Raw genomic sequence first — 10185 nt, 5'->3', positions numbered from 1 at the left:
TCAAATAATTCACCAATGCCATTGACACCAATAAAATTATGAGTGCTTTCGCCAAAAGTCTCGCGCGTTGTTTGATTTGTATCGTAGTAAATGTCCGGACTCACATAGAATTCATCAGCGAGTTCGAGGCACCGATAGATATGACCGAGTCCACGTTTAGTATTACCGTTCACATAAAAGGCAACTTTATAGTTAGATAACACTTGTTCTGCAGATTTAAGGTCAGAGTATGTATCAATATCAATTGATTCTTCTTCACTAACCTCAAAAACATCAATTTTTTTGCCAAGTCTAGTTTCAGGAGTGATACAAGCTCTCCGTGTAATCAAAAAAGCGCCCGTTTCTAAGAAATATGAAGGAAGGTACTGTCTGTTGAGTCGCTTTTCATAGTCTGGAAACTTATTTCCAAACTCGTCTTGTCGCCATGCTAAGTGAGGCTTGTTGACACAGGATATTAGAGATTCTAGTCTACTTTCTTTAAAAAAGCTCAATGCCGATTTTAGTGTCTTAGTTTTTAATGTAGGCGACGTTGGCTGCATAGTGACTACGATGTCTTCATCACTCACAGAGTAGTTCATTATCGAATCATAAATAACCCCATCGAGAGTTACCTCGTCACCACAAAGCTCCTCGTTCCGCCAATGAACTTTAGCTCCCATTTGGATAGCGATAATCTCTACTTCTTTCGAGTTGGTAGACACTATAACTTCGTCAATTAGATCGCAGCTTAGCGCATTGTTTATAGCATAAAATATTAGTGGCTTACCATTTAGCAAACGAATGTTTTTATTCGGTATACCTTTTGAACCTGATCTCGCTGGAATTATTGCAATAGTTTTCATTATAAATGCCCGTTACCGTAACTAACCACTAAAATATGAATAAAAAGCCTATGGAAGTCATCATTCTAGTAATGCCTAGGTACTACCATAGAAATTCTATTAAAACTTCGTCGTAAAAGACTTCATAGCGTAGTCGTAAGATAATTTTATTCCAATACGCAAGTAATTCTTTTATATTGAATAAATGCTTTTATATTCGTTTCTAATAATTTCAAAACCATTTACCTTATTTTTTAAAATTCTGGACGTGCACCATTCTCATTCGCCAGGCACCTTCTTTTTAACCTAACATAGAGTTTCTAGTACAATGAATCGAAATACGAAGAATGAATGCCTTGCAGATGTGCAGATATTAAGCCTTTTGCTCTTCTCCGCACTCTATTAGCGAAGCGAGCCGTCCCTCAATTCCAAGTATAGATGACTGAATATAGATCACAGAAAGAGCGAAGGCCAATGCGGGCACGAGTTGCCGTATTCCGTATTCTAACTTTTACTGATAGAGAAAAWATGGCAAGAATCTAAGATCCTAGATTCTCATCTTCATCTTTCCTAAATGCAAATCTCACTAACACAATCGCGACACCAAGCATGCCGCCCAGCAGCGTTGCCAGCACACAGATCAATGCCCGTTTAGGGCTCGCTTTTTCCTCAGGAACAATGGCAGGATCCACGGTTTTAAACACAAATTCGTCTTGTACTTCGGCAAGCATCAAGTTTTTGGTTTGCTCTTCAATCAGTTGGTAGAATACGTTTTGCATTTGGGTGAGATTGGTATTGTCAAGTTGTTGGCGCAAGTAGCCAATGTTGGTTTTGGTTTCTGCTAGTTTTTCTTGTTTCGCATGGGTATTGATGTCGTTCACCAACAACTCAACCACTTGCTGAGCAAACACCGGAGACTGAGACTCAAAACTAAGGGTGATTAAACCATTGTCTTTTTTTTTGTTGGTTTCTAGCTTGGATGAAAACGCTTTATATAATTGCCAATCTGTTGGCATGGCAGGTTGGTCCGCCGGGGCATCGTCGGGTTTTAGCCAAGTTTGTGTCTCTGGATTATAGCGCTCTAGGTTAATGATCCATTGATTCGTTTCATCATCCCAGCCTTCTGTGGCTGCCAGCGGCACGGCTAATTTATGCGTGTGAATGAATTCACTAATAAACTGGCGAGATTGCAACGTCGCGAGTGCAATCTCGGTTTCACTGCCGCCTCCGCTGCCAAGGTTTACACCAGCGAGAGAGGCTAATCCGCCAAGCTGGCTTGCCATACTGGCCAATCCGCCACCACTTTTTTCATTAGCCGGCGCAAGCAAGGCTTCAGATTTGTAGATATTCGGAAGATGAAGCGAGTACCCCACTCCGCCCAAGGCAAAAACGAAGGTCATTGCAATGATCAGCCACTTACCTTGCCATAAGGCGGCAAACAGCTCTCGGAGGTCGATTTCGTCAGAATCTACCTGCTGCGAGATGGGAGGATATGGGTAGTGTTCTTTTAAATTTGAGTTCATAAGTTTGATTCAATGATTACGGAATACAGAATACGGAATACAGAAAAAGACTAGTTATCGGGGTGCATATAGTCAGCGGGGTCTTCGTTTACCCGCATTTGCTTTGTTTTGGATAACCGCCCGATACTCGCTGCAATAGTTTCAGCATCATTTATCCATGATAACCCTGCCGTTTTTTCTATATATCCAATCTCTATGCCTATATAAATTTGAGTAATGAGCTCTGCCGTTGACGACTTTGCAATATTGAGAAATCTCAGTTGGTCTTTAACCGACTCTCTTTCTTCGCCCTCTGCGATATTCGATGGTATCGATAAACCAGAGCGGATGATTTGATCTTTAAAGCCGTAGTCGTTACAGGTACGCATTGTCTTATAAAGATCGCAAGATAAACGACACGCGCTTTGCCAGACTTTTAACTTTTTGAATCTCAATAAATTTCCTTATCTAAGAGCGCCGATTATTGAAAAAGCATCTTACACATGTACTGCGGTTATTGCCCTCTCCGTACTCCGTAAGCGAAGCGCTCCGTATTCCCATTCCCGATTATCGATGAATGAATACAGAGCACGCAAAGAGCAAAAGTTCAATACGTGCTCAAGACTGCTTTCACTTTAATCATTCACTGCTTTCCACGCGATACCCATTTGATAGAGAATTTGAGTCGCGGTCGAGGCAGTGCTTAGGCCGTCCAGGTAATCGGTATCGATTGGCACGATGATGGTGTCGCCCGGTTCAAGCTGTTTTTGGTTGCGACTAAACCAGAAGCTATTATTTGGCATCATGACTGAGCCATCAGCACGAACCACGTAAATACGATCGGTATCTGCTTGTTGTTTAGTGCCTCCCGCAGATTCAATGTAGTCACTGACGGTCATACTGGGTTCAAACAGTTGGTTTGAAGTGAATTGCACTTCACCCATAATGCTAACTACTGGATTTTTCGGTGGCACGTAAAGTTTATCACCACTTTCTACCATGATATTGGCCACGTCATCACCCTGAAGCGCACGGGGCAAAGAGATCACCATTCGACCTACCGCCTCGGCGTTTTGGAGCTCTTCAGCAATCGATAGTGCTTCCGACGGGCTGGTCGTATACTGCGCACTGCTGGTTTGGCGACGTAAAGCAAGACTACTAATTTCTTGTTTAAGCTGCCGATTAAGCATTTTTAAACGCTCTTCTTCTTGGCGCTTGAGTCGCTCTCGGCTAAATACGGCACCCTTAGGATAAGCAAATTCGGTTAACCCGCCTGCACGCTCAATCACATCTTTTAAGGTTTCGCCACGCTCAAAAGCATAAACCCCTGGAAAGCGAACCTCACCTTGTAGCTCAATCACGTTATCTTTGTGCCAGTTCGGTTTGGTCTTAATATTGATTCGGTCTTGACGGTTAATTTTAAACTGTTGGTATTCTCCGTTGAGCGCTTTTTCTACATTAACTGGGTAATGACGGACCGTAAGTCGACCATCCACAACTTGACGACGTGTAATTTCTGCTTGGCCTAGATAAGCGGCTTCCGTCAGTCCCCCCGCTGCCTCAATGAGCTGTTGGAATGTCGCATTTGTGGGGAGTGGATAGATACCTGGGTATTTTACCGCACCACTCACCTCAACAATCGCAGCGTTTGATTCAATATTTGCTTGATCTTTCAAACGCTCAATAATGGGCTTGAGCTCTTGCTCTCGATGTGAAGGTTGGCCTTCTTCATCGTTTTGCGTCAATGCCTTTATCAATTGGGTTTGGTTTTGAACATTTTGTACTTGCACTTCAGCCCCTGTTGCTGGGTCGATAAATACGCGAGGGGCACCGCCTTCAGGTTGTTGAGCATATCTTATTTGCTGGGTAGTCGTGTCACTCTGCTGATTTTTCGTCTGTTGAGTGTAAGTGTCTGACAAAGGTATGTTCGCAGTAAGAGGAATACGTGTGACCTGTTGGCTCAACATTTGGTTTTGCTGAGCGTTTTTTGATTCACTTTGATCTATTTCGGTTTCGTCCCAAAACTGACTATCAATACCATTGTTGAACACGAAGATCTGATCGCCTTTATGCAAGCGTAGATTCTCGGAAGAGCTCGGCTGCTCTAGCGCTGTACCCAGTTTAAACTGTAGGACATCAATATTACGTTCAGCGTCGATTTCACGTACCACCAGCGCATAATTAAGATCAGCGCTCGGCTTTAGATCGCGACGGTTTTTTATCACGTCCGCTACCGTCATGCCTGGCTCGAAGTTGTAAGCGCCTTGACGAACAACCTCACCACGCACTACGACAGCATTGTCGAAAGCCTCATTACTCTTGGCTATGTGAATAGCATCGCCGTTTTTCACGGTAAAGGCTTGTCCCTTGGGTGTACGCATATCTACACTAAAAGGTTGGACACCGGATTCCGTTACACGTTTGACACTCACACTCGAGAGGTATCCTTCAGGTAGGCTTCCTCCTGCCATGGTCAGTATGTCAATCAGCGATGTTTTCTCTTTTAATTCGTATAGAGCTGGGCGCAATACTTCTCCATCAACTTTGACTTGAGCGCCACGAGTAGGCACAAATAGCGTGTCTCCCTTCAACAGACGAACATCGTTACGCGCGTCGCCATTTAGTAAAAGCGCGTATAAATCCAACGTGTTTATCACCTTGCCGTTGCGCTTTAGCTGGATATAACGTAGTGAGCCGGTCTTTTTTACTCCACCGCTTGCAATGAGTGCTTGTGTCATTGTAGTCAGCCCGCTCACAGTAAACGCACCCGGCTGTTTTACCTCACCAGCCAAGTAGATTTGCATTGTGCGCATCGCACTAATATCCACAGTGACATCTACGCCAATCACACGCTCCGCAAACATTGTGCGAATTTGCTCACGTACTTTGCTAAATGTCTCATCAGCGACTTGCATCGGACCATATTCAGGAAAATGAATATATCCATCACGTTTAACTTTGAGTTGGTACGCTTGGTTCTCTTTTCCAAATACTTGGATATCGAGCACATCGCCGGGCCCTACTCGATAATCATTCGGCAAAGGGAGGTCGTGTACAGCAACCATCGGCGTTGGCTCTCCGTCAAAAAATTCGTAGCCAAAGGGTTCAAGTGTCTTTGAGGGAGTATTTTCTTGCTGTAAGGCACGCTCTAAGAAGGCTTGTGAGCCACCGATGCGTTCAGGTCGGGAAGGTACTAAAGAAGGGGCAGGCTGTTGATTATTGCTTGTCGCACTATCGATCCAGCGATCAAGATCCACACCATATTGACGCGCGAGTTGCTCTTGCTGTGCCCTTGGTAACTTTTTAAATTGTTCTAACTGGCTTGCCGTTGGCGTTGCCGCATGTGCCAGAGAGACTGTTAGCAATGCACAAACAAATAATGCCAGTATATGTCGCATTGTATTATGAGCAAAGGAAGCACAAGTAGTGAGGGAGGCGCTAAAAGACCGCCCGAAAGAAGATAAGAGCATTAACATATGAGCGTGTTCCGTACTGTGAATGTCAATAAAGGCAACAGTTAAAATCGCATTTGGTAATTAAGCCAAACACGTACATTTGAATCTGCTACGTCCGGTGCGCCATCGTCCGTTTGGCTCGCACCCAATGTGAGCATAGCCGTCGCAATCGGTAGTCGGTAGCTTGCTTCTATATTTCGCCAAGAGTGAGCGCCTTGTTCGTGTTCAGCCGTCATTAATTTTATCTTATGATCGTTACTCAATTGGGCATACACGGCTATCGAACGGCTTTCGTTCAGTCCATAAGTTGTGCTGTTACCTCCTAATTGATCAGATGAAAGAGATTGATCTATGGCTGGCGTATACGCTAGCGAGGATTCAAAGCCATGATGAGTCGTTTGCTGCTCGAGCACCAAACGTATACTTTGTTGTCGTATCTCAGTTTGGCCACTCCAACCGAAAACAGTGGCCGCTAATTCTTTACCTTTGTAATCAGTTGCAAGTTCTGTATACAACGCATGCGTCAATGGAAAGTCAGACGCTGGTAGGGCAAGTTTAGCGTCCCAAGCCCACTGCTCACTTGTTTGGTAAAGTCCATTAGGGTTTTGCCATTTCTGATAAGTCACCCCATGTTGGAACAGTCTGAAGGGTTGACTCATTAAGCGTGCCGCCCAATGGGTATCGTATCCAGTTTTCTCTGGCAACTGATAGACCGTTTCGAATGACCAGTAACCCAATAAAAGGTTATCATCACCTAAATAGCTTAACGATGCACTCGGCGCAGGCTCTGATTGATTCCCCCAAATAAGATTATGTTGCCAACCTTGTCCCCACCAACGCTCAATTTGGCCTAACGTAAACAGCCAGCGTCCGTCATTAAGCGCCAAGTATGTCCCTTGCCATGTGTATTCATCGTCACCATTGGCATCTCGGCGGTATTGATTCGCGACCTTGAACGCAAATCGATTACTCATATATTGATACGCCGCCCCCACTGACCACTCATGGCGAGGCGTATCACCATAGTCGAGCGATGTCGACGGGTCATTCGCCCAATACGCGTCAAATGCTATTGGCGCACGATTAAATTTTGCAGCTTGACCCTGATAGCGAACGTGGCTTCGAGCCGTATTGAGCATTTGATAACGCGCACCATTGATTGGGCGTTGGTCGACATTGTTCTGATGCTGAACCGACGTGTCATCGTAAAAACTTGACCAACGTAATGGATACTGATTAATGGGCGCACTGAGTTCGCCTGCATCAGACAATGCAGTAAGATCAGCGCGCATAAATGGATCATTTGGCTCCAACCAAGGTGAAGCATTGACGGGTGTCGTCATTATCAGTATTGACGTGATTAGTATTAAAGTGGCTATCCATCGCCCATGTTGAAGTACAAACGAAGTGCTGTTCATCCCTTTTTAGCCTTCTAGTCGCTTTGCATATGAACGCCAAATCAATCCATGCAACTAACTGAAAAATATATTAAAAAATCAAGCAGAGATAATTTAGACACGCTACCGCCCGGAGGTATCGCTCCTCTATGCGCGGTTATCATTTTTACACTAGGTTGAACCTTAACTTGCCATACGGTCGCTTGTGTCAGACGAATGCTAGACACGTAGACTGGTCACTCAGACACAACACATTGCTCAACCTTCAACACCTGCAGTTTACACATTTTGGTCTTCAGATAAAGAGCGCTGTTTTTTAAAAACTGCTTTAAAGATAACGTGCTACGTACAACCTGTAGATGTTTTAGTCCGTTTACTACTGAAAAGAAGGGATAGATCACGGAATGATAGGCTAATACTAGAAAGGACTTATTAGGACCTAGACCTTAGGGAACGATAACAGATAGCTTATGATTTCAGTCCAAACTCTGTAAGCTTTATTAGGCGAGTATGCCTAGGGGGAGGATAACCCCCCCAAAATAGCGCTTCTATCTTTCTATCATCTACATAGAAATGATTAATTATACGTCTGAATACGAAGCGCTATGTTTTTTATTCAAAATTATTTCATTCTAAAACGAAATAAGTATTTTTGATAAACATACAACTTACCCCAGAAACCTAAATGCTTAGATTTTAGGTATACTTCTTTTCTGGAGTTTTTCCAGCTATGTTGAAACCAGTGGACTAAATATGAAGTTGATGGAAAGTCGGGGATGACTCCATCACCATTATAAAAATAGAAAGTGTCTTTTTCGAATATTCTTACCTCATGTTCCAAGCACGAGTCTTTTTTATGCCTATTTATCATTTCCGTCATGATCTTTGGCCCCATAAAATAAGGGGAACTTAGTATTTCATTTTCATAAAAATCGATCGTTTTTTTCAACACACTGGAATGAGGTAATGCATAGATAACAGCGGTGCCAACATTCTCACTGTCTTCATAACCTACTCCGAAGTCACAATGATGAAACAAGCCAAATGGATCGCGCCTAATCGTCACATCAGTGTCGAGATACAATCCACCATGCTCTGCTAATACTTTAAGCCTGAGATAATCGCTAACAAAGGCATAAAGGCCCCGAGAAAGACATGCCTTCGCAAATTCACAATTGTCTATCCAAGATAGTACTTCTGGATCCTTCTCTGTCCAGACTTTTACGTCATAACCTTGCTTTATCCAGTCATCCACACAGGCTAGCGAAAAGGGTGACATTTTATCACCTAGCCAAACCGCATGTATTTTATTAATCATTTAAGCATCACCCTTTTCTCTTTCGTTATAAATCATGGATAAAATCATTGCAGCCACTGAGTTGAATATAAACTCCCCTGATTTAAATGTTAGGAAGGACTCAAACATATTAATAATAAGGAAGAAAATAATGAAGCCTACGCTTAAGCAGGCACATTGAGTTTTTTGCGTTTTATCCATCCCTCTACGGAGTAAAGACCATATGCTAAAAATAAAAACGCTTAGCCCTGCCACCCCATAGTTGACAAGAACATCAATATAACCATTATGTAAGTGTGTGAAGTCATTTACTATGTAATCAGGCATTCCTTCAGACATAGAAATGACGAGTGCTCGTCCATGTTGGCTTATACCTAACAATGGGTTCTCTGCAATCCATTTTAATGATTCAGCCCAAAGATGGATTCTAATACCGATACTTGAGAAGGGTATTTTATCTAAATCAAACGATAATATGGCGAGTATGACGTCTTTTTCAGTAATTAATCGCTCATGGATTATTGGTATATGAGCTAAGAGCATGGCAATAAGTATAGTTAACCCTGCCACTATGAATAATATTAGCCATGGGTTTAGTGTATATTTTCGATACACGCCAACCCACAACATTAGTCCCAAACTGACGATAAGTGCAAGCCATGATTGGCGAGATTGAGTGAAAATGAGCGCAAACAATGCGACCAGAATAAAACAACCAAGCATTACATACGCAAATCTTCGAAAATAGGGCGTATTGCTCGATTTTCTAATAAACAAACTCACCGCAACGATAATAGACGCCCCTAACAGTGCTGCTGGGTGATTCGCATTGACATATGAAAAATCAATACGCTCGCCACTCATACCTAGAAGGAACTCATTAATAATATTTGGTGAGTACGAGACTAAGGTTAACAACACACCGAAGCAGAACGCGATCATAAAACCATTTATGAACAACCTATCGCGCTTAATCCAATAAGTGATAAAAAGAAAAAAGTAGAAGTTCACTATAGCGCCAAAGTCAGGGCTAGAATCTACTATATCCGGGTATTTAAACAATGCGTTAATCCAGCTTAAAACTGGAACAATCGCGGATATAAGCATTAAAAAAAATAGTGGCTCTTTTGTTTTACTCCCTCGGTCRTAATAGAGTGAAAATAACACGCCTAGAATAACTATTGATTGGAATATATCACCAATCCACCGATAAGATGTTTTAAATACAGCATAACCTAGACAGCACAAAATCATCAAAGTCACAAATGATTTACTGTCAGCAACTGACTGTATATTCCAAAGTTTCATCTTCTTATACGTCCACATGCTCACCCCACGTTTAACTTTTTCTGTATTTTAGTTTTATTATTCTAAACCAGTCTAAAAAACAGAAAATTCGTAATAAAAACTCAAAAACCCTATAGAGTTCAATATAAAATCGGCTCATGATACGAATATTTTCTTTTACCTTTCTTCTCGAACCAGAACCGATCGTTGATCTGATTTTCGCACGAGAAAATAGACTAGGTGATATGCTGTAGGCTTTCACGCCATGCTTCCAACTTTTTTCCATATAGTCATCTACCGGCTCAATAAATTGCTGTGAACTATCGAAAAAAGCTTTCGCTGCGATGGGACTAATAATATAAGCCGTCGTACCGCAAGTATTACTCACATATTGCCCTAAATAATACTTGTTACATAGTTTTTTTA

At 42.4% G+C, this 10185-nt stretch carries 8 protein-coding genes; all 8 read right to left on the bottom strand.

The annotated features are described in order from the left end of the window. A partial coding sequence (locus tag BZG82_RS15275) for an acylneuraminate cytidylyltransferase family protein (protein WP_131826250.1) occupies positions 1 to 842 on the bottom strand: 842 nt, incomplete at its 3' end. Between the two features lie 518 nt (positions 843 to 1360). Further along, complete coding sequence (locus BZG82_RS15270) at positions 1361 to 2344, bottom strand: Wzz/FepE/Etk N-terminal domain-containing protein (protein WP_077766242.1); 984 nt, start codon at positions 2342 to 2344, stop codon at positions 1361 to 1363. Between the two features lie 50 nt (positions 2345 to 2394). After that, positions 2395 to 2778 carry a four helix bundle protein gene (locus tag BZG82_RS15265; RefSeq protein WP_077766241.1) on the bottom strand — a complete coding sequence of 128 codons (384 nt, stop codon included), beginning with the start codon at positions 2776 to 2778 and terminating at the stop codon, positions 2395 to 2397. A gap of 180 nt (positions 2779 to 2958) precedes the next feature. Continuing rightward, entirely contained in the window at positions 2959 to 5688 is a 2730-nt protein-coding gene (locus tag BZG82_RS15260; protein ID WP_338012754.1) for an SLBB domain-containing protein, read from the bottom strand. 152 nt (positions 5689 to 5840) lie between these two features. Continuing rightward, positions 5841 to 7070: a capsule assembly Wzi family protein gene (locus BZG82_RS15255; RefSeq protein WP_158076015.1), complete on the bottom strand. Its 1230-nt coding sequence runs from the start codon at positions 7068 to 7070 to the stop codon at positions 5841 to 5843. A 727-nt stretch (positions 7071 to 7797) separates the two neighbouring features. Then, positions 7798 to 8493 (bottom strand): glycosyltransferase family 32 protein, encoded by a 696-nt coding sequence (locus BZG82_RS15250; RefSeq protein WP_077766239.1) that lies wholly within the window; start codon positions 8491 to 8493, stop codon positions 7798 to 7800. Continuing rightward, a complete protein-coding gene (locus BZG82_RS15245) occupies positions 8494 to 9780 on the bottom strand; it encodes an O-antigen ligase family protein (protein WP_158076014.1) in 1287 nt (428 codons plus the stop codon). A gap of 31 nt (positions 9781 to 9811) precedes the next feature. Continuing rightward, positions 9812 to 10185, bottom strand: a 374-nt coding sequence (locus BZG82_RS15240; RefSeq protein ID WP_198928567.1) for a glycosyltransferase family 25 protein, incomplete at its 5' end; no start/stop codon positions are given.

Source organism: Salinivibrio sp. PR5 (genome assembly GCF_001996085.1).
GTDB lineage: Bacteria > Pseudomonadota > Gammaproteobacteria > Enterobacterales > Vibrionaceae > Salinivibrio > Salinivibrio proteolyticus.
Note: the sequence above shows the minus strand (reverse complement) of the source record. Positions and strands in the feature narration are given on the sequence as shown.

Coding starts and splice junctions, on each gene's coding strand:
- BZG82_RS15270 (WP_077766242.1), bottom strand. CDS start 2,344: ATGAACTCAAATTTAAAAGAACACTACCCATATCCTCCCATCTCGCAG.
- BZG82_RS15250 (WP_077766239.1), bottom strand. CDS start 8,493: ATGATTAATAAAATACATGCGGTTTGGCTAGGTGATAAAATGTCACCC.
- BZG82_RS15255 (WP_158076015.1), bottom strand. CDS start 7,070: ATGCGCGCTGATCTTACTGCATTGTCTGATGCAGGCGAACTCAGTGCG.